General features: G+C 66.7%; 21 protein-coding genes. 11 read left to right on the top strand and 10 right to left on the bottom strand.

What is annotated here, in order from left to right:
• Positions 1 to 195 precede the first annotated feature (195 nt).
• On the top strand, positions 196 to 3,162 hold the full coding sequence (locus E6C72_RS32625; protein WP_109443871.1) for a methyl-accepting chemotaxis protein: 2,967 nt from the start codon (positions 196 to 198) through the stop codon (positions 3,160 to 3,162).
• Positions 3,163 to 3,166: 4 nt separating this feature from the next.
• Here the strand turns inward: E6C72_RS32625 and E6C72_RS14240 are convergent, their stop codons facing one another.
• Entirely contained in the window at positions 3,167 to 3,730 is a 564-nt protein-coding gene (locus E6C72_RS14240; RefSeq protein WP_109443870.1) for a TetR/AcrR family transcriptional regulator, read from the bottom strand.
• A gap of 84 nt (positions 3,731 to 3,814) precedes the next feature.
• Entirely contained in the window at positions 3,815 to 5,554 is a 1,740-nt protein-coding gene (locus E6C72_RS14235) for an AMP-binding protein (RefSeq protein WP_247876044.1), read from the bottom strand.
• 200 nt (positions 5,555 to 5,754) lie between these two features.
• Here E6C72_RS14235 and E6C72_RS14230 point away from each other — a divergent pair, with 200 nt between their 5' ends.
• The 7 genes from E6C72_RS14230 to E6C72_RS14200 all read left to right on the top strand — a co-directional run bounded on the left by E6C72_RS14230 (position 5,755) and on the right by E6C72_RS14200 (position 14,324).
• Positions 5,755 to 6,651 carry an ABC transporter ATP-binding protein gene (locus tag E6C72_RS14230; RefSeq protein ID WP_199228928.1) on the top strand — a complete coding sequence of 299 codons (897 nt, stop codon included), beginning with the start codon at positions 5,755 to 5,757 and terminating at the stop codon, positions 6,649 to 6,651.
• Positions 6,651 to 8,591, top strand: coding sequence for a long-chain fatty acid--CoA ligase (locus E6C72_RS14225; protein WP_109443869.1), 1,941 nt, complete (start codon positions 6,651 to 6,653; stop codon positions 8,589 to 8,591). The genes E6C72_RS14230 and E6C72_RS14225 overlap by 1 nt, the downstream gene beginning before the upstream one ends.
• Before the next feature lie 159 nt (positions 8,592 to 8,750).
• The gene (locus E6C72_RS14220) at positions 8,751 to 9,638 is read left to right on the top strand and encodes a branched-chain amino acid ABC transporter permease (protein ID WP_012975679.1); all 888 of its coding nucleotides are present in this window, start codon (positions 8,751 to 8,753) and stop codon (positions 9,636 to 9,638) included.
• Between the two features lie 7 nt (positions 9,639 to 9,645).
• Positions 9,646 to 10,719 (top strand): branched-chain amino acid ABC transporter permease, encoded by a 1,074-nt coding sequence (locus E6C72_RS14215; protein WP_109443868.1) that lies wholly within the window; start codon positions 9,646 to 9,648, stop codon positions 10,717 to 10,719.
• Between the two features lie 53 nt (positions 10,720 to 10,772).
• Positions 10,773 to 12,065: an ABC transporter substrate-binding protein gene (locus E6C72_RS14210; protein ID WP_109443867.1), complete on the top strand. Its 1,293-nt coding sequence runs from the start codon at positions 10,773 to 10,775 to the stop codon at positions 12,063 to 12,065.
• An 89-nt stretch (positions 12,066 to 12,154) separates the two neighbouring features.
• Entirely contained in the window at positions 12,155 to 13,009 is an 855-nt protein-coding gene (locus E6C72_RS14205; protein ID WP_371298444.1) for an ABC transporter ATP-binding protein, read from the top strand.
• Positions 13,010 to 13,094: 85 nt separating this feature from the next.
• Positions 13,095 to 14,324 (top strand): phenylacetate--CoA ligase family protein, encoded by a 1,230-nt coding sequence (locus E6C72_RS14200; RefSeq protein ID WP_109443866.1) that lies wholly within the window; start codon positions 13,095 to 13,097, stop codon positions 14,322 to 14,324.
• A gap of 45 nt (positions 14,325 to 14,369) precedes the next feature.
• Here the strand turns inward: E6C72_RS14200 and E6C72_RS14195 are convergent, their stop codons facing one another.
• Together E6C72_RS14195 and E6C72_RS14190 are read right to left on the bottom strand one after the other, a co-directional pair.
• Positions 14,370 to 14,993: a glutathione S-transferase family protein gene (locus tag E6C72_RS14195; RefSeq protein WP_109443865.1), complete on the bottom strand. Its 624-nt coding sequence runs from the start codon at positions 14,991 to 14,993 to the stop codon at positions 14,370 to 14,372.
• Between the two features lie 178 nt (positions 14,994 to 15,171).
• Complete coding sequence (locus E6C72_RS14190; protein WP_109443864.1) at positions 15,172 to 15,408, bottom strand: hypothetical protein; 237 nt, start codon at positions 15,406 to 15,408, stop codon at positions 15,172 to 15,174.
• 162 nt (positions 15,409 to 15,570) lie between these two features.
• Between E6C72_RS14190 and bla the strand changes: the two genes are divergently transcribed.
• Complete coding sequence (gene bla, locus E6C72_RS14185; protein WP_109443863.1) at positions 15,571 to 16,476, top strand: class A beta-lactamase; 906 nt, start codon at positions 15,571 to 15,573, stop codon at positions 16,474 to 16,476.
• Positions 16,477 to 16,498: 22 nt separating this feature from the next.
• Here bla and E6C72_RS14180 read toward each other — a convergent pair whose 3' ends face one another.
• The 4 genes from E6C72_RS14180 to E6C72_RS14165 all read right to left on the bottom strand — a co-directional run bounded on the left by E6C72_RS14180 (position 16,499) and on the right by E6C72_RS14165 (position 21,341).
• Positions 16,499 to 16,687 carry a hypothetical protein gene (locus tag E6C72_RS14180; RefSeq protein WP_109443862.1) on the bottom strand — a complete coding sequence of 63 codons (189 nt, stop codon included), beginning with the start codon at positions 16,685 to 16,687 and terminating at the stop codon, positions 16,499 to 16,501.
• Positions 16,688 to 16,778: 91 nt separating this feature from the next.
• Complete coding sequence (locus E6C72_RS14175; RefSeq protein WP_109443861.1) at positions 16,779 to 17,270, bottom strand: hypothetical protein; 492 nt, start codon at positions 17,268 to 17,270, stop codon at positions 16,779 to 16,781.
• Between the two features lie 20 nt (positions 17,271 to 17,290).
• Positions 17,291 to 19,336 (bottom strand): serine/threonine protein kinase, encoded by a 2,046-nt coding sequence (locus tag E6C72_RS14170; protein ID WP_247876042.1) that lies wholly within the window; start codon positions 19,334 to 19,336, stop codon positions 17,291 to 17,293.
• Positions 19,337 to 19,505: 169 nt separating this feature from the next.
• Positions 19,506 to 21,341 carry an alpha/beta hydrolase gene (locus tag E6C72_RS14165; RefSeq protein ID WP_109443859.1) on the bottom strand — a complete coding sequence of 612 codons (1,836 nt, stop codon included), beginning with the start codon at positions 21,339 to 21,341 and terminating at the stop codon, positions 19,506 to 19,508.
• Positions 21,342 to 21,778: 437 nt separating this feature from the next.
• Between E6C72_RS14165 and E6C72_RS14160 the strand changes: the two genes are divergently transcribed.
• Positions 21,779 to 22,069, top strand: coding sequence for a hypothetical protein (locus E6C72_RS14160; RefSeq protein WP_247876041.1), 291 nt, complete (start codon positions 21,779 to 21,781; stop codon positions 22,067 to 22,069).
• Positions 22,070 to 22,162: 93 nt separating this feature from the next.
• Here the strand turns inward: E6C72_RS14160 and E6C72_RS14155 are convergent, their stop codons facing one another.
• Both E6C72_RS14155 and E6C72_RS14150 read right to left on the bottom strand, forming a co-directional pair.
• A complete protein-coding gene (locus E6C72_RS14155; RefSeq protein WP_109443858.1) occupies positions 22,163 to 23,578 on the bottom strand; it encodes an HlyD family type I secretion periplasmic adaptor subunit in 1,416 nt (471 codons plus the stop codon).
• A 70-nt stretch (positions 23,579 to 23,648) separates the two neighbouring features.
• Positions 23,649 to 25,418 (bottom strand): type I secretion system permease/ATPase, encoded by a 1,770-nt coding sequence (locus E6C72_RS14150; RefSeq protein WP_247876040.1) that lies wholly within the window; start codon positions 25,416 to 25,418, stop codon positions 23,649 to 23,651.
• Between the two features lie 296 nt (positions 25,419 to 25,714).
• Between E6C72_RS14150 and E6C72_RS14145 the strand changes: the two genes are divergently transcribed.
• Complete coding sequence (locus tag E6C72_RS14145; protein WP_109443856.1) at positions 25,715 to 26,242, top strand: peroxiredoxin; 528 nt, start codon at positions 25,715 to 25,717, stop codon at positions 26,240 to 26,242.
• The last annotated feature ends 277 nt before the right edge of the window (positions 26,243 to 26,519 follow it).

The following is a 26,519-nucleotide window of genomic DNA, read 5'->3' as shown; positions in this document are numbered from 1 at the left end:
GATGGTGCGAGGTGTTTCGCGTCGCCGTTGTGAGCTTGAGCGTGGCTTGTTCGTTTACCGACAAAATGACCGGCATGCCGATTGCAGCGAAAGGTCCGGTCCGGTGGGGCGACCAATGCTGTCATGCGGCGGCTTTCGTTTCGTCTCCATGCCCGACCGTCTTGTTCAAGGCTTTGGCTGGAGCGGAACCGCGTCATGCGCGTCAATACACCGATCACCGACCGTGAGGTCCATCTGACCGAAGGGATTCCCCTGGTGTCGCGCACCGACACCGGCGGGCGCATCACCTTCGTGAATCAGGCTTTCGTCGAGATCAGCGGCTTTGACGAACATGAGCTGATCGGCGCCCCGCACAACATCGTCCGTCACCCGCACATGCCGAAGGAGGCCTTCGCCGACCTGTGGGCGACGGTGAAGGCCGGGCGCCCGTGGGAAGGGCTGGTGAAGAACCGCACCAAGAGCGGCGACTTCTATTGGGTGCGGGCCAACGTCACGCCGGTGATGGAGAATGGCGAGGTCACCGGCTACATCTCCATCCGCTCCAAGCCGTCACGCGAGGAAATCGCGATGGCCGAGACGCTGTATGCGGAGATGCGCGACGGCCGCGCCGCCGTGAAACTGGCGGAAGGGACTCTCGTCCGCCGCAGCCGTGCCGGTCGTGCCGCCGCCCTGGCCTGGGCCAGCCTGTCCGGGCGCATGGCCGCGGTGTTCGCGCTGCTGACCCTCGCCATCCTGCTGGCGGGCTGGCTCGGGCTGGACGGCATGGCGGACTCCAACCAGTCCCTGCGCACGGTGTATGAGGATCGTACCGTTCCCGCCTATCAGATCGGCGAAATCCAGAATCTCGCCCGCGACAGCCGGCAACGCCTGACCGACCTTGCGGCCGACCTGCGGGCCGGAAGCGGCGCTGGCGATCCGGCCGCGGTCGAGAAGGAGGTGGTCGGCAACGTCGCAACGATGCAGCGCCTGCTGTCCGACTATCTGGCGACCTACCTGACGCCAGAGGAAGCGATCCTCGCCGAGAAGTTCAAGCCGCTGGTCGGCTCCTATCTCCAGACCGGCATCACCCCGGCGCTGGCGCTGGCGCGGGAGAAGAACGCGGCGGGGTTGGACACCCATCTGCGCAACACCCTGCGTCCGGTCTTCGCCGACCTGCGCCGCGTGTCCGACGCCCTGCTGGAGCTTCAGGTCCGGGTGGCGCGCGAGGAGTTCGAGAAGGCGGAACGGGACTACGCGAGCCGCGTCTTCCAGGTGGCGGCGGCCATGATGCTCAGCGGGCTGCTCGCCCTCCTGTTCGGCTGGGCGATCCTGCGCAACCTGCGTCGGCCGCTGGCGGTGCTGGAACACACCTTCGAGAGTATCGCCCGCGGTGCCTTGACCGAAGCGGTGCCGGCCATCGGTGTGCCCGAGTTCCGGCGGGTGGCGTCGGAGTTGAATGCGATGAAGGCGAAGCTGGCCTACGGCATTCATGAGAAGCACGAGACGGAACTGCGCCAGAAGTCTCTGACCCGCCAAGCCCTGCTGGAAACCTGCAAGTCGATCGAAGGGGACCTCGATTCCACCTGGATGGGCGTGGAGCTGGCGAGCCGTCGGGCCGGCGACGGCATCCAGCATCTGATGCAGTCGTTGGGGGTGGTGCGGGAGAACACCGTGGTGGTGTCGGCCGCCTCGGAGCAGGCCAGCTCCAACGCCCAGTCGGTCGCCGCGGCGACGGAGGAACTGAACTCGGCCGGCCACGAGATTGCCCGGCAGGCGGCCCGCTCCAGCGAGGTGGCGCGGCGCGCGGTGGACAGCGCCCGCGGTTCCGCCTCCGCCATCGGCCAGATGGAGATCGCGACGGAGGAGATCGCCAAGGTCGCCAACCTCATCAACGAGATCGCCGGCCAGACCAACCTGCTGGCCCTGAACGCCACCATCGAAGCGGCGCGGGCCGGCGAAGCAGGCAAGGGCTTCGCCGTCGTCGCCAGCGAGGTGAAGGCCCTCGCCAACCAGACCGCGCGCGCGACCGAGGACATCGCCCGCCAGATCGAGCAGCTGAAGCAGGCGGTCGGCGGCAGCGTCTCGGCGATCCAGACCGTCATCTCGGTGATCGAGGAGATCGACGAAGCCGCCGCCGCCACCGCCGCCGCGGTGGAGGAGCAATCCGCCGCCAATGCGGAGATCGGGCGCAGCGCCACCAACTCGGCCGGGGGGGCCTCCCAGGTGTCGGGCAGCGTGCTGCATATCCGCGACCAGACCGACGAGATCACCGGCATCGCCACCGATGTCAGCCGTCGCCTGTCCGACACCCAGGCCGCGGTGTCCGACCTGAAGCGCCGGCTGGTCATCGCGCTGCGCCAGTCGGTGGCTGGCGACCGCCGCATCTCCAACCGCATCCCCTGCGAGGAGCCGATCACCGTCACTGTTGGCGGCGACCGCCGCACCGTCACCATGCTGGACCTGTCGCTGGACGGGCTGCTGGTGGATGGCAAGGGGTTGCCGGAGCTTGCCGAACAGACGCGGCTGACCGTGACCTTGCGCGACGTCAGCGATCTGTCGGCCGTCGTTGCGGGAACCAGCGATCTCGGCCTGCATCTGGCTTTCGACGATTTGTCGGACGCGCAGAGCAACCGGCTCGAAAAACATTACAACGCGATGATCGAGGCGGATTCCGCCATCATCCGCAGCGCGCAGGACGCCGCCGCGGCCATGGCGAAGGCGCTGGAAGGGGCGCTGTCCAACGGCACCATCGGCGAGGAGGCGCTGTTCTCCACCGAACTGTCCACCATTCCCGGCACCGAACCGGAGCAGTGCCTCGCCCCCTTCACCGAACTGACGGACCGTCTGTTCCCGGCGATCCAGGAGCCGGTGCTCGCTACGAATCCGCGCTTCCAGTTCTGCGTGGCGGTCAATGCCGTCGGCTATCTGCCGACCCACAACAGCCGCTATTCCGAACCGCAGCGGCCAGGCGACGCCGTGTGGAACGCGGCCCATTGCCGCAACCGTCGCGTCTTCGCCGACCGCTCCGGACTTGCCGCGGCGCGCAACACCCGTCCGTTCCTGTTGCAGTCCTACCGCCGCGACATGGGCGGCGGCCAGATGGTCCGCCTGAAGGAGGTCGATGCGCCGATCGTGGTGCGCGGCCGTCACTGGGGCAATGTGCGGCTGGCCTACATGCCCTGACGCCTCAGGGCTGCGCCGCCGGTACGAGCACGTCGGCGCAGATCGCCCGCACCACCTCGGCCCGGTCGGCGGCGGCGCCGGGGGCGAGCAGCCCCTGGCCGAAGGCGAAGGCGTAGAACAGGTAGGCGCGGGCGAAGGCCTGATCGGAGGGCAGCCCGAGCGCCACGAACAGGCCTGCGACGCTGTGCAGCCGTTCGCGGTCGACCTCGGCGATGACGTTTCCAGCCTCCGGGGCGCGGCGGGCCCAGTCGCGCACCGCCAGCTCGATCGCCATGCCGCGCGGCTTGCTGCCGCCATAAAGCGCCAGCATGTCGCGCAGCTGCTGCGCCGGCTCGCGCCCGTCCAGCCGGGTCTGCTCCTTGATGGCGGCGATGCGGCCCAGCTTCCAGCTTTCCAGCAGCGCGTCCATCAGGTCGGTGCGGTCGCGGAAATGCCAGTAGAAGCTGCCCTTGGTGACTTTCAGGGCCTTCGCCAGCACCTCCACCCGCACCTTGTCGACACCGCCTTCGGCCAGCGCGGTGAAGGCGGCGGCCAGCCAGGATTCGCGGTTCTTCGTCTTGGATTCCATGCCCGTCCTTCGCGCTTTTCCGGCTGCCGCATCCTGGGCGTCCTGCTCCGGAGGCGATCTATACCCGAAAAGGGGGGCTGCTGCCTATTCGCCCTGCTGCATCTGGATCGCGTCGGATGCCCGGCCGCGGTAATGGATGTTGCCGTCGGCGTCCAGGAAGGCGCGGTCGCCGGTCAGGTAATAGCGCCGGCCGTGGCGGAAGCGCTGGGCGGTGCGCTCCGGGTTGTTGGCGTAGGATTCGAACCAGAACAGCGGGGAATGGTCGACGTCGATGGCGATCTCGCCGGCCCCGCCCACCGGCGCCTCGCCCCCGTCGGGGTCGAGGATGACGACGCGGAAGCCCGGCATCGGCCGACCCAGCGAGCCGCTGGCCGCCTGGACCAAATCCGCGCCATCGAACCGTTCGGACTCGGAACGTCCGATCCCTTCGGGATCATAGCGGTTGACGATGAAGATGCCGGTCTCGCGCTGGCCATACTGGTCGAGAAGCGGCACCTTCACCGTGCGGTTGGCCCAGGCGATCAGGTCGGGTGGCAGCGGCTCGCCCACCACCGACAGGATGCGCAGGGCGAACTGGTGTGTCACGCCGGGATCGGCGCCATGCCACGCCCGGATCTGCGACGGGGCGGCGGTCAGGTTGGTGACGCCGAACTTGGTCAGCATGCGATAGCCCTGCCGCACGTCGTACGGCCCATCGCAGAAGATCGTCGTCCGCCCCAGCAGCAGCGGCCCGACCAGACCGTAATAGGCGCCATAAGCCCAGCCAGGGTCGGCCATGTTCCAGTAGATGTCGTCGTCGCGCAGGTCGAGGCCGATGCGCATGTACTGCTCGATCCCCGACAGCGCCTTGACCGGCAGCGAGACGCCGAGGGGCGTCGGCTCCGACTCCGAGGTGTAGATCAGGGCGAAGGCATCGCTTTCGCGGTAGCAGGCGACCTCTGCCAGCGCGGCGGCCTCGTGCAGCGACGACCAGAAGGGCACGGCATCGGGACCGAAGGCCTCGTCGCCTTCCACCGTCACCACCGGCCGGCTGTTGTCGCGCGGCACCTTGCGGCGCAGGAAGCCGTTGGTGACGATGGCCCGCGCGTCGCTGTCGGCCAGCCGGTAGGCCACGGCCGAGGCGGTGTAGGTGGTGAACAGCGGCATGTAGACGCCGCCCAGCCGCCAGATCGCCAGCGCGGTGATCAGCAGTTCCGGCCCCTTCGGCAGCAGGACGGCCACCCGGTCACCGGCTCCCACCCCCATGCCGGCCAGCACGCTGGCGAAACGGGCCGAATCACGGGCCAGTCGGGCAAAGCTCAGCTCCGTCGTCTGGCCGGCGACGCTTTCATGCAGCAATGCCGCCCGCGCGCCGTCGGCGGCGCGGGCATGGCGGTCGCACAGCAGCGTCGCCAGGGCAATCGACTGACCGCGATACTCCGGTCGCAGGAAGGCCGACGGCCTCACCATCAGGACCGGTGGCGAAGGCTGCACCGCCTGCGGCGCTTCCTCCGACGTCCGGGTCAGGTCAGGGGAGGGAGGCGTTGCCGGCGGACGATGCCGCAGCGCCGCAAGATCGCCCAGCGTCACTAGATCGGGTCCCAGGTGATAGCGCTTGCTGCGGCCGTCCCGCTCCACCAGCCCGTCGCGCGCCAGCGCCATCAGCAGCCGGTGGGCGGTGGCCTTCGACAGCCCGACCCCGGTCATCAGGTCGGCCAGCCGCGCGCCATCGGTTTCAGCGTCGGCGACGGCGCGCAGCAGGGCGATGGCGCGCTCCAGGCTCTGGGTGCCGCCTGCCGCGTTCGGGGCGGCTGATGGGGAAGTGATGTCGGCATGGCTGCTCATGAGGTCCATCATATGGACCCTGCGGCGGCTTACCGCAACAAAAAACATGCGCTGACGGAATGTCAGTGTTGAAAACAGACGGGGGTACGGTATATAGTGCGGAAGTTGCTCATGAAACGGTCCACAATATGGACCACGCCGGCCGCCAAAGAGCCGGATCGTGACCCCGAGAAGCGGTACCAACAGCAACGGAGGAGGAAATGTCCGGCGCGCCCGTCGCACCACACCCCGGCCCTGGCCAAAATTCCCGTGGCCAAAATTCGCCCGCAACCCAGGCGGAGACCATCTTCGAGGCTCGGGGCGTCAATCTGCGCTTCGGGGGCGTCCATGCGCTGACCGACGTCAGTTTCGGCATCCGTAAGGGCGAGTTGTTCTCGATCATCGGTCCCAACGGGGCCGGCAAGACCTCGATGGTCAACTGCATCTCCGGCCGCTACCGACCGACCGACGGCAAGGTCTATTTCAAGGGCCGCGACGTGACGGGGATGACCCCGAACCATCGCGCCTCGCTCGGCATCGGCCGTACCTTCCAGAATCTGGCGCTGTTCGGGCACATGACCGTGCTCGACAACATCATGGTCGGCCGCCACCACCTGCTGAAGAACAACTTCCTGACCGGATCGCTCTACTGGCTGACCGGCGCGCGCAAGGAGGAACTGGCTCACCGCCGCGAGGTCGAGGAGATCATCGACTTCCTCGAAATCCAGCATGTGCGCAAGGCGACCGCCGGCACCCTGTCCTACGGCCTGCGCAAGCGGGTGGAGCTGGCCCGTGCCATCGCGCTGAAGCCGGACCTGATCCTGCTGGACGAGCCGATGGCCGGCATGAACCTGGAAGAGAAGGAGGACATGGCCCGTTACATCGTCGACCTGAACGAGGAGTTCGGCATGACTGTGGTCATGATCGAGCACGACATGGGCGTGGTCATGGACATCTCACACCGGGTGATGGTGCTGGAATTCGGCAAGAAGATCGCCGAAGGCAAGCCGGAGGAGGTCCTGGCCGATCCCCGTGTCCGCCGCGCCTATCTGGGCGAGGATGACGAGGAGGATGCCCCGGCCGCCGCCATTCCGCCGGCCCGCAAGGAGGTCGCGTGATGTCCGCTTCTACTCTTCCCGATCTGGCCATCAACGACACCCTGCCGAAGCTGCTGGCCCTGCACGCCCGCGAGCATGGTGTCGACATCGCCATGCGCGAGAAGGATTTCGGCATCTGGCGCACCTTCACCTGGAGCCAGGTCCATGCCCGCGTCCGCGCCTTCGCGCTCGGCATGACCAAGCTCGGCGTCGTGCCGGGCGAGGTGGTCGGGCTTCTCGGCGACAACCGTCCCGACTGGGTGATGGGCGAGATCGCCACCCATGCGGTGCGCGGCTACAGCCTGGGCATCTACCGCGACGCGCTGGACGAGGAGGTCGCGTACCTCATCACCTATGCCGACGTGAAGGTGGTGTTCGCCGAGGACGAGGAGCAGGTCGACAAGCTGCTGAACCTCGCCGACCGGCTGCCGACCCTGCAGCACATCATCTATTCCGACCCGCGCGGCATGCGCAAATATCATGATCCCCGCCTGATGCCGGTCACCGATCTGGTGGCGATGGGCGAGGCGCTGCATGCGCAGCAGCCCGACCTCTATGACCGCATGGTCGCGGCGACCAGGGGTGACGAGGTCGCCATCCTCTGCACCACATCGGGCACCACATCGAATCCGAAGATGGCGATGCTGCCGGCCGGGCGGCTGATCCGCCATGTCGCCAGCTACCTGTCCGCCGATCCCAAGGGGCCGGAGGACGAGTATGTCTCCGTCCTGCCGCTGTCCTGGATCATGGAGCAGGTCTATGCGGTCGGCATGGGCATGGTGTCGCGGATGCGCGTGAACTTCGTCGAGGAAGCCGAGACGATGATGCACGACTTCCGCGAGATCGGGCCGACCTTCGTGCTGTTCGCCCCGCGCCTGTGGGAGCAGATCGCTGCCGACGTGCGCGCCCGCATGATGGACGCCTCGCCTTTCAAACAGAAGATGTACGATCTCGGCATGAAGCTGGGGCTGGAGGCGCTGGCGAAAGGGGAGCGGTCGGCGATGGCCGACGCCATCCTGTTCAAGGCGCTGCGCGACCGGCTCGGTTTCACCAACCTGAAATCGGCGGCGACCGGCGGTGCGGCTCTCGGCCCCGACACCTTCAAGTTCTTCCAGGCGCTGGGCGTGCCGCTTCGCCAGATCTACGGCCAGACCGAGACGATGGGCGCCTACACCGTCCATCGCGGCACCGACGTGGATTTCGACACGGTCGGCGTGCCGTTCGACAGCGGCATCGAGGTGAAGGTGATCGACCCCGACCACAACGGCGTCGGCGAGATCGTCACCCGCCACCCCAACATGTTCGCCGGCTATTACCGGAACGAGAAGGCGACCGTCGCCGACATGCGCGACGGCTGGATGCACACCGGCGACGCCGGCTTCTTCGACAAGAAGGGCCATCTGGTCATCATCGACCGCATCAAGGACATCGCCACCACCGCCGGGGGCGACCGCTTCAGCCCGCAATACATCGAGAACAAGCTGAAGTTCAGCCCCTACGTGGCCGAGGCGGTGATCCTGGGCGACAAGCGCGACTATCTGTCGGCAATCATCTGCATCCGCTTCCCCATCGTGTCGAAATGGGCGGAGAAGAACCGCATCGCGTTTACGACATACTCCGACCTGTCGTCGAAGCAGGAGGTCTACGACCTGCTGCGGGCGGAGGTGGAGCGGGTGAACCAGACGCTGCCGGATTACCAGCGCATCTCCAAGTTCCTGCTGCTCTACAAGGAACTGGACGCCGACGACGGCGAGCTGACCCGCACCCGCAAGGTGCGCCGCGGCGTCATCGCCGAAAAGTACGGCACCATCATCGACAGCATCTATGCCGGCCAGCCGAAGATCGACGTGGACACCACGATCGCCTTCCAGGACGGCACCAAGCAGCGCATCCGCACGACGCTGACCGTCATCGATCTGGCCCCCGCCGCCAAGGCGCCGCGGCAGCCGGTTGCGGCGTGATCGGCCCATGCAGACAAGAATAGCCCCTCTCCCCCCCGGGGAGAGGATGGGTGAGGGGGATCCGTCCGCCGGACGCTCCTCGCCACGCGTCCCCCTCACCCTAACCCTCTCCCCGGGGGGGAGAGGGAACCGCATGAAATTCACGGGCGAGGCCACGCCATGACCCTTCTGTTTCAGCTTCTCGTCAACGGCCTGATCGTCGGCGCGCTGTATGGCGTGGTCGCCATGTCCTTCGTGCTGATCTACAAGGCCAGCCGCATCGTCAACTTCGCGCAGGGCGAATTCCTGCTGATCGGCGCCTGGACCTGCTGGTGGCTGCTGACCAGCTGGCAGCTGCCCTTCTGGATCGGCTTCCCGATCACGCTGGCCTTCATGCTGGCCTTCGGCGTCATCTTGCAGATCGTCGTGCTGCGGCCGATGATCGGCGAGCCGATCATCTCCGTCATCATGGTGACGATCGGCCTGTCGATCGTCTTCCAGGCGGCGATGAAGTGGATGTTCGGCGTCTTCGCCAAGCCCTTCCCGCCGATCTTCGCCAGCCCAACCATGAACCTGTTCGGGCTGGAGGTTCAGACCGTCTACGTCATGTCGCTGGTCATCTCGATCCTGATCATGGCGGGCTTCGGCTGGTTCTTCAAATACTCGCGGGTCGGCCTCGCCATGCGGGCCACCGCCTTCGACCAGCAGGTGGCGCAGTCGCTGGGCATCTCGGTCCGCCACATGTTCGCGATGAGCTGGGCGATCTCCGCCATGGTGTCGGCGGTGGCCGGCGTCACGGTGGGCGTGGTCAACGGCGTGTCGTCGGCGCTGTCCTTCTTCGGCATCAAGGTGTTCCCGGCGGTCATCCTCGGCGGTCTCGACAGCGTCATCGGTGCTGTGGTCGGCGGCCTGATCGTCGGCGTGCTGGAGAACATGGCGCACTACCTGGACAGCCAATGGCTGAACTGGGGCAACATGTACGAGATCGCGCCCTTCTACGTCCTGATCGCCATCCTGATGATCAAGCCGTACGGCCTGTTCGGCACCAAAGACATCGAGCGCGTGTGAGGCCCCCATGGCATCCGTCAGCATCATCCCGAGCGGCGATTACAAGACGTCCTACGGGTCCGACACCACCATCTTCCCGACCAGGACCAGCCGCAACTTCGCGATCCTGGGCGTGGTCCTGCTGCTGGCCTGTCCGGCCTTCATGGACCGCTACTGGCTCAGCCTGCTGATCCAGATCGGCTATCTCGGAATCGCCGCCCTCGGCCTCAACATCCTGGTCGGCTTCACCGGTCAGATCTCCATCGGCCATTCCGCCTTCTTCGGTTTCGGCGCCTTCGCCTCCGCCTGGCTCAGCAACAGCCTGGGCGTTCCGGTTGCGCTGGCCATCCCGCTGGCCGGCGTCGTCACCACGCTGGTCGGGCTGCTGTTCGGCATGCCGGCGGCGCGGCTGAAGGGCCTGTATCTCGCCATCGCCACGCTGGCGGCGCAGTACATCCTGCAGGACTTCTTCGCCCGCGCCGACTGGTTCACCGGCGGCACCGCCGGCACCATTGCCGAGCCGCTGACCCTGTTCGGCTTCGCCTTCGACACCGACGAGCGCTTCTTCTACGTGGCGCTGGTGGCGCTGGTGGTGATGTACATCCTCGCCACCAACCTGATGCGGACCCGCGACGGCCGTGCCCTGGTGGCGGTGCGCGACCATTATCTGTCCGCCGAGATCATGGGCATCAACCTGACGAAGTACCGGACGATGTCCTTCGGCATCTCCGCCTTCTATGCCGGCATCGGCGGCGCGCTGTACGCCCACTATCTCCAGTTCGTGTCGGTCGAGGGCTTCACCATCCTCTTCTCGATCCAGTTCCTGGGCATGATCATCATCGGCGGGCTGGGCTCGATCATGGGCACGCTGATGGGCACCGCCTTCATGGTCTTCCTGCCCGAAGCGATGCAGGCGCTTACCAAGCTGGTGAGCGGTACCGCGCTCGATACCGCGCTGAACCTGAAGGACAACATCGCCTTCCTGCGCGAGATGTCGATCGGCCTCGTCATCATCCTGTTCCTGGTGTTCGAGCCCGACGGGCTGGCCCACCGCTGGAAGCAGATCAAGGCCTACTGGAAGCTCTATCCCTTCTCGCACTGATGCGTACGCTTTTGCCGATCAACAAACAGAACAGACTGGGGAGTAAACGCACCATGTCGATCAAGACCGCGCTCTTCGCGACTTCGGCCATTACCGGGGCCCTCCTGCTGGCGACCTCCGCCACCGCTTATGCCGACATCCCGGTCGGCCATCTGGCGGACCAGTCCGGCGCCACCTCGGACGTCGGCGTGCCCTACGCGCAGGGCGTCGCGGACGCGCTGGCCTACATCAACTCCAAGGGCGGCATCAACGGCACCAAGCTGGCGGTCGACACCGTCGACTACGGCTATCAGGCGCCGCGCGCCATCAGCCAGTACAAGAAATGGTCGTCGGGCAGCGACAAGATCGCGGCGCTCCAGGGCTGGGGCACCGCCGATACCGAGGCGCTGACCGGCTTCGTCGGCAAGGACGAGATCCCGGCCTATTCCGGTTCCTATTCCGGCCACCTGACCGACCCGACCGGCAAGGGCCCGCACGGCTCCAAGCCGGCGCCCTACAACTTCTTCTATGGTCCCTCCTATTCCGACGCGCTGCGCGGCATGCTGATGTGGGCGGCGGAGGACTGGAAGAAGCAGGGCGGCCAGGGCAAGCCGAAATACGTCCACATGGGCGCCAACCACCCCTATCCCAACGCGCCCAAGGATGCCGGCGAGCAGCTGGCCAAGGAGCTGGGCTTTGACGTCCTGCCGGCCGTGCAGTTCGCGCTGACCCCCGGCGACTACACCGCCCAGTGCCTGACCCTGAAGGAGGCCGGCGCCAACTATGCCTATCTCGGCAATACCGCCGGGTCCAACATCTCGGTGCTGAAGGCCTGCCAGACGGTCGGCGCCAAGGTGCAGTTCATGGGCAATGTCTGGGGCATGGACGAGAACGCCGCCAAGGCCGCCGGCTCGGCCGCCAACGGCGTGGTGTTCCCGATGCGCACCGCGGTGACCTGGAATGCCGAAGTGCCGGGCATGAAGACGCTGAAGGACATCTCCAAGATCTCCGACGCGTCGGGCAACGCCTATCGTCCGGTGCATTACATGGCTGGCGTCTGCACCGCCTTCTACATGAAGGAGGCGATGGACTGGGCGTCGAAGAACGGCGGCGTCACCGGCCCGAACATCCGCAAGGCGATGTACCAGAAGAAGGATTGGGTCCCGGCCGGGCTGGAGGGCGTCTGTGTCCCCTCGACCTGGACCGACAGCGACCACCGTGGCATGACGGCGGTCAACATCTACCGTGCGCAGGTTACGGGCGACACCGGCGCCAGCGTCGCCGATCTGGTCAATGCCGGCACCATCAAGCTGGAGAAGCTGACCACCGTCGACGTCCCGCGCAAGCCGGAATGGCTGGGCTGGTAAGCCCCTAAGCACGCGGCGCCTCCGTCCCGTATCGGCGGGGGCGCCTCCTTTCTTTCGACCGGTCATCTTCCGAAAAGCTCAGGTGCCGCATGCTGAACACCGCCACGGCCGCTTCGACCAACGCTCCAGTCGCACCGCCCGTCACGGCTGCGAAGCGGATGATGCTGTCCGTCAACAACATCGAGGTCGTCTACAACGACGTGATCCTCGTGCTCCGCGGCCTCAGCCTGGAGGTGCCCGAGGGTGAGATCGTGGCCCTGCTGGGCGCCAACGGCGCCGGCAAGTCGACGACGCTGAAGGCGATCTCCGGCCTGTTGAAGACCGAGGACGGCGAAGTCACCCGCGGCGACATCACCTTCAACGGCGAGCGCATCAACGGCATTGACCCCGACCAGATCGTCCGCAAGGGCATCTTCCAGGTGATGGAGGGCCGGCGCATCATCGCCGATATGACCTGCCTGGAAAATCTGCGTCTCGGCGCCTACACCCGCCGCGACAACGGGGTGAAGGACGACCTGGACATGGTCTTCAGCTATTTCCCCCGGCTGAAGGAGCGCACCGGCCTCGCCGGCTACCTGTCCGGCGGCGAGCAGCAGATGCTGGCGATCGGCCGCGCGATGATGGCACGGCCGAAGCTGATCCTGATGGATGAGCCCAGCATGGGCCTGTCGCCGCTGATGGTGAAGGAGGTGTTCAGCATCGTCCAGCAGATCAACAAGGATCTTGGCGTCACCATCCTGCTGGTGGAGCAGAACGCCCGCATGGCGCTCCAGGCCGCGACCCGCGGCTACATCATGGAGAACGGCAAGGTCGTGCTGGACGGCACCGCCGAAGAGCTGCGCAACAACGAGGACGTGAAGGAATTCTACCTCGGCGGCGGCAATGAAGAGCGCAAGAGCTTCAAGAACCTGAAGAGCTTTAAGCGCCGCAAGCGCTGGATTTGAGGGGGGTGGCGGGGCGTCCTTTTTGCGATGCCCGCGCCGCCGATACCGCCACCTGATCGGCCGACCCCTGAACGGACGAGCGACCATGACCGATTTCTACGACGACCTTGAAACCCGTTCCTCCGACCGGCGCGATGCCGAGCAGTTCGCGGCGCTGCCGGCCCATCTGCACCATGCCAGGGACGCGGCCCCCTATTTCCGCAAGCTGCTGGCCGACATCGACCCGGCGGCGATCCACGACCGCAACGCGCTCGCCACCCTGCCGGTGACGCGCAAGGCCGACCTGATCGCGCTCCAGCAGGCCAACCCGCCCTTCGGCGGTCTGGCGGCGATGGAGGTCGGCCGGCTGGCCCGCGTCTTCGCCTCGCCCGGCCCGATCCATGATCCGGAGCCGCATGGCGCCGACCCATGGCGCAGCGCCCGGGCGCTGTTCGCCGCCGGCTTCCGTGCCGGCGATCTCGCCCACAACTGCTTCGCCTATCACCTGACTCCCGCCGGCTCGATGTTCGAGACCGGCGCGCATGCCCTCGGCTGCGCCGTCATCCCGGCCGGCACCGGCAACACCGAGATGCAGGCCCAGGTCGTCGCCAGCCTGAAGCCGCGCGGCTATATCGGCACGCCCGACTTCCTGAAGGTCATCCTGGAGAAGGGCGACGCGCTGGGGCTGGACGTGTCGTCGATCCGCATCGCCAGCGTGTCGGGCGGTCCCTATCTGCCCGACGCCCGGGCCTTCTACGAGGCGCGCGGGCTGGAAGTCTACCAGTGCTACGGCACCGCCGATCTCGGCATCGTCGCCTATGAGACCACGGCGCGCTCGGGGCTGGTGGTGAACGAGGGCTGCATCGTCGAGATCGTCCGCCCCGGCACCGGTGACCCGGTCCCCGACGGCGAGGTCGGCGAGGTGGTCGTGACCATCTTCAACCCGGCCTATCCGCTGATCCGTTTCGCCACCGGCGACCTGTCGGCGGTGCTGCCGGGCGCCAGCCCCTGCGGCCGGACCAACATGCGGCTGAAGGGCTGGATGGGCCGCGCCGACCAGACCACCAAGGTCAAGGGCATGTTCGTCCACCCGAGCCAGGTCGCGGAGGTGCTGCGCCGCCATCCCCAGCTCGCCCGCGCCCGTCTGGTCGTCGGCCGTCAGGACGCCAGCGACACCATGACGCTCCGTTGCGAAGCGGAGGAGACCGGCGAGGGGCTCGCCGCCGCCATCCGCGAGACTTTGGCGTCGGTGACGAAACTGAAGGGGGCGGTGGAGTTCGTGGCACCGGGCAGTCTGCCCAACGACGGCAAGGTGATCGACGACACGCGGGGGTGAGAGCGTCGCGGCGGGATGCCCGCCGCGATCACCCTATCCGTTACGTCAGCACTCCGCGTCCGCCGAAGGCATCAGCTCATACTGCGGCTTGTAGCCGGGCAGGGCGCGGATGCGATCCGCCCAGGCCTTCACGTTGGGATAGTCCTTCTCATCGACCGCGGATTCGCTCAGCAGGTCGATCCAGGGGAAGGCGAAGATGTCGGCGATGGTCAGCCGTTCGCTCTGGACGTAGCTGTGACCGGCCAGATGCTGATCGAACAGTTTCAGCCCGCTCGCCGCCGACGCGTCGAGCCAGGGCAGGGCGTTGGCGTCTCCGTTGAACTTGCGCACTGCGCGCGCCCGCTGGACCGGCAGCAGCACGTCGGCCAGCCAGCTGAGCCATTCGGCAAGGCGCAGCTTCTCGGCCTCGTCGCGGCCACCGAACTGGCCGGTTTGTTCGGCCAGATAGGTCAGGATCACGCTGGATTCCGAGATCGAATGGTCACCGTGTACCAGCGTCGGCACCCGGCCGAAGCGGTTGATCGCCTGATACTCCGGCGACTTCTGCTGGCCGGCGCGCAGATCGAGATGGCGGTACTGGAAGGGGATGCCGGCCAGCCGGAAGAACAGCGCGATGCGGGTCGCAGGCTGGGAATTCACATTGCCATAGAGGATGAACGGCGCGGTCACGGTCTCTGTCTCCCTCATTTGTGGCTCCAAGAGAGTTGGGGCCGATTGTTGCAGGGAGGATGGCCTCAACCGCCCTGACCGCGCCAGCGGAAAGCGCGGGCTGGTTCAGCATGGGTGTACTTAGAATTTGGCGATTGGATTCACGGTCCAAATCCCTTCCGGATTTACGCGACCCGATTTAGACGGACCGTCTGAGCACCAGCCCTGACCCGGCGATGCGGAAGCCGCCGTCCGGCGTCTGCTCCACCGCGTCGCCGTTGTCCAAGCGATAGCTCTTGTCCTCCGGCACCCAGCCGGCCGGACCGCGGAAAGTCACCATCTGGATGAAGCTGGTCAGTTCCACCACTGCATGGACGCTGCCATCCTCGGCCGTCGCCGCAAAGCGGTCGGTTTCCATCTCCTGACGCAAAGGCATCGGCCTGCTCCTTCCGGTATCTGCAGCGGCCCATAGCCTGCCATGGCGATCATCCGGAAAGGCATAAGTTTTATTTGGGTCTTCCGCGAGGAAAGCTCGTTTGCCGGCCTCCGCCGGGATTTCTATCGTCCGGTCATCGCAACAGCTCAACGGGAGGATGGGATGATTGGAAGACGGGGATTTCTGGCGGCGACGGGCGGGGTTCTGCTGCTGTCGGCGGCCGGCGCGCAAGCTGCGGAAGCCAGCAAAAACAAAGCAACAAAAGGGGCCGGGAACGACGCGTTCGCGGCGCGGATGGCGGATCTGGAGGGCCGCACCGGCGGCCGGCTGGGCGTTGCGATGCTCGACAGCGGTAGCGGCCGGCTGCATGGCTGGCGCGGCGACGAACGGTTCCCGATGTGTAGCACCTTCAAATTTCTATTGGCTGCTGCCGTCCTCAAGACAGTGGACCAGGGCAAGGACCTGCTGGACCGGCAAATCCCGGTGACCAAGGCCGATCTGGTGCCTTATGCGCCCTTTTCGGAGACGCGGCTGAACGGCACGCCGCCGACGGTGGCCGAACTGTGCGAGGCAGCGATGACGCTCAGCGACAATGTCGCGGCGAACCTGCTGCTGCCCGGCGTCGGCAACCCGGCCGGCCTCACTGCCTTCCTGCGGGGCATCGGCGACAGGACCACGCGCCTGGACCGCAACGAGCCGACGCTGAACACCGCCATCCCCGGTGATCCGCGCGACACCACCACGCCTGCTGCCATGGTGCGCAGCATGCAGCGTCTGCTGGTCGGCGATGTCCTGCGGCCGGACTCCCGCCGGCTGCTGATCGACTGGATGGTCGCCAACAAGACTGGCGACAAACGGCTGCGCGCCGGACTGCCGGCCGGCTGGCGCGTGGGGGACAAGACGGGGACCGGCACCAACGGCACCGCCAACGACATCGCCATTCTCTGGCCGGAGGGCCGTGCGCCGCTGCTGGTCGCCAGCTACCTGACGCAGACCGCGGAAGGCTTCAGGCAGCAGGACGCGATCCACGCCGACGTTGCGCGGGCGGTGACCGGCCTGATCGGCTGAGCCTGTTCGGGCGGGAGAGGATCTAGACGGGAGATATGGGCGAGGGGTGTGGCGGCTGGGCCCAGCGGACGATGGAGCGAACGGCGTTCAGGGCGTTCACATTGTCCTGAATGTGGAAGTGCCGCCGCAACTCGACGACGGCCGCCCACTCGCCGCTCTCGTGAAACGCCCTTTGGATCGCGGCGGCTTCATCCTGGCTGACGCTGAACATTCCAACCTCATGGCCGACCCGGCGGCCCTCGTCCCGATCATGCCCTGGCCGGGAGCCCGGTTGCAAGTCCTGCGGTCGGTCTGTTTGCTGGTCAGGCGCTTTCCATTTCTGCCTCAGGCTCCATGCCGCCGGACTCGTCGAAGTAATCGCCGGCGACATCGGGGCCCCATTCCTGGACCAGTGCCACTTTCTTCTGCTTCAGCACCTCGACCCGCTTTTCGGCGCGGGTGACCTCCAGGCCGGCGACCATCGGCGGAATGCCGTAATAGATGCCCCAGCCGACGGCAGCGGCGCTGTACATCACCAGCCAGGACAGCGGGTCGGCGAAGACCTTGGCGGCGGCGCCGATGGTGTGCTGGTGCTTCCACAGATCGATGGCGAAGGGCATGCAGCCGCAGAAATTCAGCCCGCCGACGGTGATCGGCGCCGATTTGTCGGGATCGCGGTCGACCACATAGGCGACGATGGTCGGGATCATGCCAATGCCGAACAGGATGGTGGTCGGCAGCACGATCAGGGCCGCCGGCACGATCAGCAGGATCAGCGTGAGGGCACCGCCCTTTTTCTTCTTCTTGCGCGCCATGGCGATCCCCCGTTGTCCGGTCAGAAGGCGAAGAACAGGATGATGCCGGCGACCAGCACGGTCGACAGCAGGCTGGACACGATGGCGGCGACCTGCCGTCCCGACGTTTCGATGATCGAGTTGCGGTCGGCGATGGTGTGGCGGATCTTGTCCATCTCCGCATCGGCCTCACGATAGGCGATCTGTGCCGCCTCGAACTCCAGCCGGTCGCGGCGCAGCGATTCGGGGTCGTCGACCACCTTCAGCAGTTCGGTCAGCCGGCCGTTGTGCGCGGCGGCGTCCGCCATCTTGCGGACCTCCTGCTGCTGCGGCCGGTTGTGGAAGCGGCGGAAGGCGGGGTCGAGCAGAGCCACCACCCAGCTGGCCAGATGGGTCAGCCCGTCCACCCCGGTGCGGGCCTGGATGTCGGACAGGATGGTCAGCATGGCGATGACGCGCCGCATCGGCTCCACACCGCTGCCGAGCTGGGTGTAGAGCAGTTCATCCCCGCGCTTGTGGCGGGCACCGAGGAAGGCGGCGATCTGGCGGTCGATGGGGTCCTTGTGCCGCTCGCCCCCTGCCGCGATCCAGTCGAGCGCCCGCAGCAGCTCGGCCGGGGTGGTGGGCAGTTGTTTGGCGACCAGCCCGCTCATGCAGGGCATGGTCGGGTTCATCTCGTACAGCACGCGCTCCACCCCCAGCCCATGGCTGGAGCGGTCGAGGAAGCCGCGCAGCTGGTCGAAGGTCTGCACCAGCGGCACGAATTCCGGCTTGAAGTCCGACTGGACGTTGACCCAGAACATCGGCAGCTGGTTGGCGAGCACCTCCGCCACCGCCTGGGGAGATTCGCCGCGCATGAAGGCGTCGGCCAGCATGGTGGCGATGCCGTCCGGCATCATCGCCCGCCCGCGGTAACGGATGGGTGCTGCGGGGTCGAGCGCGATGCAGACGCGCGCCACCAGCCGGTCGCCCTGGCTGCCGCCCTTGCCGCTGGAGGCGGTCTGGATGGCGTGGCTCACCGCTTCCGCCCGCACCTCGTCGCCCATCGACCGGCGCAGCCACTTGTCCAGCTCTCCGCTCTCGATCACGGAGGCGGCGGCGGGGGCATGGCGGGCGAAGGCGCGGGCCAGCGTGCGGCAATGCCAGTATTCCGAGCCCTGGAACTCCAGCGGACGGGCGGCACGGCGTGAAATCTGCGGCTGCTTCGGGCTGAGCCGGCGGCCGGCCACCCAGAGGTCCAGGTCGTTCAGGGTCCAGCGCTGCTTGGGGTCGTCGACAAGCAGGCCGCGCACCACTTCGTTGATCGCCAGCGGCAGCCGGTGCTGCTGGACCAGCGCCGGGTAGGACCCGCGCTCCATCTTCGCCTGCAGCACCGCTTCGTCGTCGAGGCCGGCCAGCGGGTTGCGGCCCAGCGCCAGGATCAGCAGGGTGACGCCGAGTGAATAGAGGTCGTCGGCCATGGTGCCGGTGCCACGCCCGGCCGGGTTGGCCATGCCGCGCTCGATCGTCTCCAGCAGGACCGGCTGGCCATAGCCGGGTTGGGTCGACACGCAGTCGCCCAGCATCAGCCCGCCCGAGGCGAGATCGCGGTAGAACAGGTTGGTCGGGCGGATCGCGCCATGAACGACGCCGCGGCTCGACAGCTCCTTCAGCGCCGACACCAGCGGATGGACGATCTGCCGGGTCAGCTGGTCTTCCGGCATCGGGTCCAGCGTGTCGGTCAGCGACCCCATCAGCCGCTTGCCGCCCGGCCGCTCGAAAACCAGGCAGAAGCGCCGCCCGCGATCCTGCGGCCAATCCACCAGCCCCCAGTCGAGCAGCCGCATATGGGCGGCGTTGTCGAGGCTGCCGACGGTGGAGCAGATGTCAATCCGCGGCAGCACCGCGGCGTGGCAGATGATGGCGAAGGGCTCGATCCGCTTTTCGCGCAGCGCCTTGGCGGTGAAGGCGTTGCCGCCGACGGCGTTCAGCAGCGGGATCGGTGCGCCCGGCTGGATCTCGTAGCGTTCGGCGAGCTTTACCGGTTCGGCATTCGCCATCGCTGCCGTGGCGGCTCCCATCGTACCTGTCTGGGCGTCGGATGGCATGGACGGCGGATCCCCGGAGCGTGCGAATATGCGCAGGCGATAGCTGGCGCGAAAAGGGCAAACAAACCCTTAACGCGCACGTGCGTAACACTATCGGATTGGCCCCAAAAGGAAAACCCCCGCCGGGACGGGCGGGGGTTTTCCGTGCGGATAAGCGCGAAGGAAGCGACTACTCGTTCTTGACCTTGACGTAGGAGCCCGGCGCGTCTTCCAAGGCGGGCAGGGCGCCGTCGCCGGGCTGGCGGGCGGGAACCTTGCCGTTGGCGTACTGGCCGACCCACTTGTTCCATTCCGGCCACCAGGAGCCGGGGGTCTGGGTCGCCTTCTCCAGCCACTCGTCCGACGTCTTGGCCAGCTTCTCGCTGGTCCAGTAGCAGTATTTGTTGGCCGCCGGCGGGTTGACGACGCCGGCGATGTGGCCGGACGCCCCCAGCACGAACTTGACCGGACCGCTGAACAGCTGGGCGCCGCTGTAGGTGCTCTTCCACGGGGCGATGTGGTCCTCGCGGGCCGACAGGAACAGCGCCGGGACCTTGACCTTGGTCAGGTCGACCGGAACGCCCTTCAGCGTCACCGATCCCGGCTGCGCCAGCAGGTTCTTCTGGTACATGTTGCGCAGATAGAAGCTGTGCATCGCCGCCGGCATGCGGGTGCTGTCGCTGTTCCAGTACAGCAGGTCGAAGGGGAAGGGATCCTTGCCCAGCAGGTAGTTGTTGACGACGAACGACCAGATCAGGTCGTTGGCGCGCAGCATGTTGAAGGTGGTCGCCATCTTGGCGCCGTCGAGATAGCCCTGCTCGGCCATCTGCCCTTCGATGAAGGTCAGCTGCTCCTCGTCGATGAAGATCGACAGCTCGCCGGCCTCGGCGAAGTCCAGCATGGTGGTGAAGAAGGTGGCCGACTTGATGCGGTCGTCCTTCTTGACCGCCATGTAGGCGAGCGTCGATGCCAGCAACGTGCCACCCAGGCAATAGCCGATGGCGTTGACGTCCTTCTCACCGGTCGCCTTCTCGATGGCGTCGAGCGCGGCCAGCGGGCCTTCGACCATGTAGTCCTCGAAGCCCTTGGCCGCCAGCGTCTCGTCCGGGTTGACCCAGGATAGGACGAAGACGGTGTGGCCCTGGTCGACCGCCCATTTGATGAAGCTGTTCTTCTCGCGCAGGTCGAGGATGTAGAACTTGTTGATCCAGGGCGGCACGATCATCAGCGGACGCTTGTTCACGTCCGGCGTGGTCGGGGTGTACTGGATCAGCTGCATCAGGCTGGTCTGGAAGACGACCTTGCCCGGCGTGACCGCGATGTTCTTGCCCAGTTGGAAGGCGTCATAGTCGGTCATGGAGATGCGCAGCTCGCCCTTGCCGCGCTCCAGATCCTTCAGCAGATGCTCCAGGCCCTTGACCAGATTCTCGCCGCCGCTCTCGATGGTCGCGCGCAGCACCTCCGGGTTCGTCATGACGAAGTTGGAGGGCGCCATCGCGTCGACGAACTGGCGGGTGTAGAAATCGACCTTCTTGGCGGTGTGGTCGTCCAGCCCCTCGACCTGATTGACGGTCGACTGCATCCACCGGGCGCTCAGCAGGTAGGACTGCTTGATGAAGTCGAACAGCGTGTTCTCGTCCCAGGCGGCGTCCTTGAAGCGGCGGTCGTCCTTGGCCGGGGCGATGACCGGCTGGGTCTCCTGCCCGAAGAAGCGCTGGGTGGTGCGCTGCCACAGGGTCAGATAGTCCTGCCACAGCGACATCTGCGCCTGCATGAGCTTGGCCGGGTCGGCCATCATGCGGGTGGTCATCTCGAGGAAGGCATGGCCGACGCCCATCGGATCCGGGCTCTTCGGGCCGGCGCCGTCGGCGGCCTGCCGCGCGAGGAACTCGGACACCAGCCGCTGGCTCTGTTCGGCGATGCGGGTCATCGCCCGCGACATCTCGACCGGATCGGGAAGCTTGACGTCGGGCACCTGGGGGGAAGCCGGGTTGGAAGCCTGAGGGGGGGCCTTGGTCTCGGCCATGAGCACGGTCCTTCTTCTTTGGGCGGGTGTCGCGTCGTCTCGGTCTAGGGCTGCCTGCGTCGCCTTGGGTCCGCCGGATCGGGCTTGCGCCAGATTGGGCTTTGGGCCTTGCGGACGGACGGCTATACAGGCTTGCGGGCGGTGTTCTCTAGGGGGGCATTCGGGAGGTCTGCACCATGTCGCTGTGGGTTGCGTGCGGCGGTCCGGCCTTATTGGTGCGGTGCGGGAGAAATCCGAAACCTCTCATACACCGCAGATATGAACATTTCATTTCACGGATCGTCGCACAAGTGTGGCGTATCGGCCAGACACGGGGAAGGATGATGGTGACGGGCAGTCAGGGAAACGGTCGGGGCATTGCGGGGGCCGGGCGGGCGTTCGGCGCGCTTGCCGTAGCGTTGCCAATGGTTTTCGGGCTGTCGGCCTGCAGCGACCGGATGCTCGACACCGGTCCGCTGGGTGCCGTCCTGGGCGATCCATCACCGGTCAGCGACAATTCGTCGCCGGTTCGCGGCATGAGCGGAAACAATGACGAGTACCCGAATCTCGGCACCGTGCCGCCGCGCCCGACCGACCTGACCACCGAGGCGCAGCGCCAGCAGGCGATGGACCGTCTGGCCCAGGACCGCGCGGCCTCCCGCCGCACGCGCGAGCAGACGGAGGCGATCCAGGTGCCGGAACCCCTGCCGATTCCGCCCAAGCCGGATTTGCGGCCGGGCAAGAGCTGAGGCTTCCAGGCAAAGAAAAAACCCCCGACCGGTTGGTCGGGGGTTTTTCGTAAGGAGATCGGCGGTCGGGAGACCGATTCACCCGCCAACTGATCACTCCTGGATGAACGCCTTCACGTAGGACTGGCGCAGCGGCTGGATCAGATAGTCCAGCGGGGTTCGGGCGGACAGCACGATGCGGGCTTCCACCGGCATGCCGGCCTTGATCTTCAGGTTGCGGACTTCATGGCTGTCGGCGTCCTTCAGGCGGATGCGGGCCAGATAATATTCCTGGCGGGTCGCATTGTCGGTCAGGCGATCGGCCGACACGTAGGACACGGTGCCGTCGATGGTGCCGACGACGCGGCTGTCATAGGCGGTCAGCTGCACCTTCACCGGCAGATCGACGGCCATCGACTTGATGTCCTTCGGCTGGATGCGGACCTCGGCCAGCAGGGCCTTGTCGTCGGGGACGACGTCCAGCACCGGCTCGTTGGCGGTGATGGTGCCGCCGACGGCCGGGTGGCCGTACATCACGACGTTGCCGGCGTCCGGCGCCTTGATGGTGCGGTTGTCCAGACGGTTCCTGGCGTCGCGGATCTGCTCGGCCAGCTTCTGGGCGTCGCCGCGGGCCTTGTCCAGTTCGACCAGCACCTTCTCGCGGAAGTCGCTGCGGCGGCGGACCAGATCGCCCTGGGCGTCGACCGCCTGCTGGCGCGACTGCGACATGCGGGCTTCCAGCTCATGGTCCTGGGCGTGGAGCTGCGCGTTCTCCTTCTGCGCCGCCACCAGCTTGGTGCGGGTGGAGTTGCCGCGGTCCAGCAGGCCCTGGGTGATCTGGATGTCCTCGTCCGACAGCTTGATCTCGCGGGCCAGGAAGGCGCGCTGCTTCTCCAGGCTCTGCACCTCGTCGCCCAGCGTGGCGATGCGGTCATGGGTCAGCTTGGCTTCGGTATCCAGCTGGTTGCGGCGGACCTGGAACAGCTTCTCCTGGTTCACCATGGCGTTCTCGGCCGCCGGCTCCTTGGCGCGGCGGGCGGCCAACTCGGCCGGCCATTCGATGGCGGGCTTCTCGAACAGCTCGGCCGACAGGCGCGCTTCGGAGGCCAGAGTGTCGAACAGGGCGGCGTTCAGCATCTCCAGCCGGGTCTGCGCTTCGGTGCTGTCCAGCTGCATCAGGACCTGGCCGGCCTGGACCCGGTCGCCCTCATTGACCAGGATGGCGCTGATCACGCCGCCCTCGGTGTTCTTCACCACCTTGCGGCCGGTCTCCGGCGCCAGCGAGCCGGAGGCGCTGATCGCACTGTGCAGGGGGGCCACCGCCGCCCAGCCGGCCATGCCGCCGAAGCCGACCGCCAGGACCAGGAAGCCGCCCAGCAGCAGGCCGCGCACACCGGTTTCCGGCATGGTTGCCCGCAGCGCATGGATCGAGGTGATGGTCGCGGTCTTGCGCGACGGCTTGCCGGTGGGGTTTTCGGGGCCATTATCGGAAGACAGCGGGGCGGGAAAGGTCGTGGTCATCGTGGTCATGGGACTTCCTTGGCTCTGTCGGGTCGGGTGTCGTTAGCCGGATGGTCGGTCTCGAGGGCGGTGCCGGCGGTCAGCCGGCGGCCCCTGCCGTGGCGGTCGACGGACCCTGAGGGCCGAGATTGCGGAGGCGAGCGAGGTTGACGGCGCCGGGCTGGGCCTGCTGCTGCTCCGGACGCGGCAGTTCCATCGCCATGCCGTTCTTCAGGACATAGGTGTGGTCGGACATATCCACGAAGATCGGGGCGTGGGTCATGATGATGGTGGTCGCCCCGCGCTCCTTGCTGGCCGCGACGAAGGCGCGGACCGCCTTGATGCCAAGTTCGTCCAGGCCGGCGGTCGGCTCGTCCAGCACCAGCAGTGGCGGCTGGCCGAAGGCGGCGCGGGCAAGGCCGATCAGCCGGGCGCTGGCGCCGGTGATCGGGGACAGCGGGTCGTTGACCTCGGTCTCGTAGCCCATGGGAAGGCTTTCGATCCACTCGTGGATGCCGACGGCGCGGGCGGCCTCCTCCACCTCTTCGCGGGTGGCGGTGGTGAAGCGGGCGATGTTGTCAGCGATGCTGCCGGGCAGCAGGTCGACCTGCTGCGGCAGGTAGCCGATGCCCTGGTCGGGGCTGTCGGGGGTCAGGGTGGCGACGGACAGGCCGCCCAGGCGCACCGTGCCGGCCGAGGGGAGGGCGACGCCGGCCAGCAGGCGGGCCAGCACCGACTTGCCCGAGCGGTTGGGGCCGGCGATGCAGACGGTCTCGCCGGGCTCGACCGACAGGGTGACGCTGCGCAGGATCGGCTTCTGGTCGCGGGGCGAGACGAACAGCAGGTTCTCGACGGTCAGGCGCTCGCTCTCGACGGGCACGGAGGGACGCTCCGGCTCCCGCGACAGGCGCTTCAGCAGCGGCAGCAGGCGGCGGACGGCCTGGGCGGAGCGGACCAGCCCACCCCAGGCGCCGGCGGTCTGCTCGATCGGGGCGAGGCCGCGGCCGACCAGCATCGAGGTGGCGATCATGCCACCGAAGGACAGGTGCTGCTCGATCACCAGCCAAGCGCCGATGCCTGTCACGGCGATCTGCAGGACCATGCGGACCCACTTGGTGGCGGCGCCGATGGCGGCGCTGCGCTCGTAGCCGTGGCCCTGCATGGCGCTGGCGGTCAGGAAGTCGCGGTTGACGGCGTCGAGCGAGGCGTTGCCCATGCGCAGGCCGCGCACCGTGTCGGAGCGCGACGCCAGCGCCTCGAACAGCTTCTGGGCGCGGCTGGCCGGCAGCTTGCTCTCGTCGTTGATGTCCTTGACCGCGACATAGCCGATCCAGCCCATCACCGCCATGATCAGCATCGACACCACCAGCACCAGCGCCAGCATCGGGTGGATGACGTAGATGCCGATGACGTAGAGCGGGGCCCAGGGCAGATCCATCAGCGCCGGCAGCGAGGGGCGCGAGAAGGCTGCCTTCAGTTCCATCAGGTCGGCGAGCGGACCATTGTCCGGTCGTCCGCGTCCGGCGGCGTCGAGCGCGTCGGCCGTCAGCCGGCGGCGCCACCGCACCTCCAGCGCGTTGCCGGCACGGGCCAGCAGGCGCGAGCGCACCATTTCCAGAAGGCCGCTCAGCGTCAGCGCGATCACCACGATGACGGTCAGCATCGCCAGCGTGTCGTAATTGCCGGACGGAATGGCGCGGCTGAACACCTGAAGCGAATAAAGCGGCATCGCCAGCATCAGCGCGTTGATGGTGGCGCTGAAGACAAATGTACTAACAAGTACCCTGGTGAAATAACCACGGTTGAAAGACGCTTCCGGCTTATCGTTGCCGGGCTGTCGCAAAGAGTTGGACTTGGTTGAAATAGGCATGAACAGCCCTCCAATTGTCACCGTTCGGCGCAGTGCCCACTGGATGCAGGCGAGGTCAGGGAACGCGATCCTGGTAAATGGGACATTAATATTCAGGGACGTCACAGGATTGCCACCGGATGCCACCGCTTTTGCGCTGAATTACCTCAGTATTGTTTGCTCTTTATGGGTGACTCTGCGCCCGCTGCCGCCAGGAGGGGCATGACCTATGGCCGGTTGGAGGGACTGGGCATTACCGCTATCGTGCCCGGACGCCGGTTCCGCCGGTCCATTCCCAACGACAGCCGGAGATGACGATGGAAGGGCGCAAGGTTCCCTCGGTGGTGTTCAAGACCCGCGTGCGCGACGAGAGCGTCGGCGGACCCAACCCGTTCCGTTGGCAGGATGTGCGGAGCGACGAGCTGTTCCAGGGCAAGCGGGTGGTGCTGTTCTCCCTGCCCGGCGCCTTCACCCCGACCTGCTCCAACGAGCAGTGCCCGGCCTTCGAGCGTCTCCATGACGAGTTCAAGGATCTGGGCATCGACGAGGTCTATTGCCTCAGCGTCAACGACGCCTTCGTCATGTACCAGTGGGGCAAGAGCCTGAACCTGAAGAAGGTGAAGCTGATCCCCGACGGGTCGGGCCATTTCACCCGCCGCATGGGAATGCTGATCGACAAGGATCATCTCGGCTTCGGCTTCCGGTCCTGGCGCTATGCCATGGTCGTGAAGGACGGCGTCGTCGAGAAATGGTTCGAGGAGCCGGGCATCAACGACGAGGGCGAGAACGGCGATCCCTATGGCGAATCCTCGCCGGAAACCGTGCTCGCCTATCTGCGGAGCTGAGCGGCCCGATTCGGCACGCCGCCCGATGCCGGTCGGCGGGTTGACGGCGAAAGGCCGGCGGGATATGGGCTCCGCCGGCCTTTTTCCATGCCCGCCTGGCGCTCCCGGGGCCGGTACGATCCGGGCGCGGTTGCAGCCGGTCCAGCATCCGCGTGCATCAGAGTTTTCTTAAGGCTTTTTGTTAGACATTCCCCTGTGCCTTGCTACCTTCCGAGCTGGTTCGGGTGGATGGGGTTCAGCAGGTGGCAAAGAGTCGGCTGGTCCGGTGTTTTCTGGT

Source organism: Azospirillum sp. TSH100, assembly GCF_004923295.1.
In the GTDB taxonomy this organism is placed as follows: Bacteria; Pseudomonadota; Alphaproteobacteria; order Azospirillales; family Azospirillaceae; genus Azospirillum.
Note: the sequence above shows the minus strand (reverse complement) of the source record. Positions and strands in the feature narration are given on the sequence as shown.